This window comes from Vibrio fujianensis (assembly GCF_002749895.1).
GTDB classification, from domain to species: Bacteria; Pseudomonadota; Gammaproteobacteria; order Enterobacterales; family Vibrionaceae; genus Vibrio; species Vibrio fujianensis.
Genome location: NZ_NBUS01000047.1, coordinates 1 through 982, shown reverse-complemented (window position 1 = coordinate 982; position 982 = coordinate 1). Strand labels below are relative to the sequence as shown.

The window sequence follows — 982 nt, the reverse complement described above, 5'->3', positions numbered from 1 at the left end:
GTTTGGTTGAGCATTTGAGGTTACGGCTGGTTAATTTGAGCGCAGTTGTTTGCGTTGCCTGCCCCTTAATGCGGCGTTAGCAATTTAAATTCGGCTAGGGAGAACATAATTGAAAATTAGAAACGATTTTGAAGAAGTATCAGGGTTAATTGGCAGACTTATCTCTATAGGTGAAGAGTTCCGCGGAAAGGATAATTGGTGGTCTCACCTGAAGCACCAAGAAGACTGGGGGCAGTTAGTTTGGCCCATTAAAGACCATAGTGTTAAGAGTAAAATTGAGCGAGTCTACGCTGATGGTCGCGATATGGAGCTCTTTTTGTCTGGAGAATTAGAGTCCATAAATTTTGATATAACAAAATACCCAACGTTAACTGCTGTAGTAGAGCGTTTTGATGGCACATGGATTGATGATCTTGACGGTTTAGAGCAAACGCTTAAAGAAGCAAATGAAGCAAAAGACCAAAACGGTCAATCCTGTTGGGCTTTTGACCAAATGGTTATCACATTCAAAGAGCAAATTGAGCTTGCTAAGGTAGTAAGGCAAACCATTAACTTACTAAAAAATACAAATCTATATAAACTCGAAAACGGTATACCAGTGAATAAAGAAACCAGTACAGTTCATATTTCTAATGTTTCGAATAGTAATGTTTCGGTTCAGTCGGAAAATGTAAATCAACAAATACATGTGAATGATGCCTTATTTGATGACATTATCAAAGCAATCAAGTCATTAGAGATTGACAACAAAGAACCACTAGTTACTGCTACAGAGGAAATGCGTGAAGGTGCAAAAAGTGGATCTATTTTAACTGCATATCAAAAGTTTATGGGATTAGCTGCCGACCATCTAGCTGTCTTAGGTCCATTTTTGCCAGCTCTTGCTGCATTGCTATAAATTGCTAACAAAGCATTTAAGAGTGATTCGCAACGCTTGGCAGTTTCGCTTCGCTCAAGTATAGCCAAGCGCCGCTCACACCTT

General features: G+C 39.4%; 1 protein-coding gene. It reads left to right on the top strand.

Annotation, left to right across the window (positions count from 1 at the left end):
• Nucleotides 1-109: 109 nt before the first annotated feature.
• Nucleotides 110-898, top strand: coding sequence for a hypothetical protein (locus B7C60_RS13115; RefSeq protein ID WP_099612052.1), 789 nt, complete (start codon nucleotides 110-112; stop codon nucleotides 896-898).
• Nucleotides 899-982: the final 84 nt, after the last annotated feature.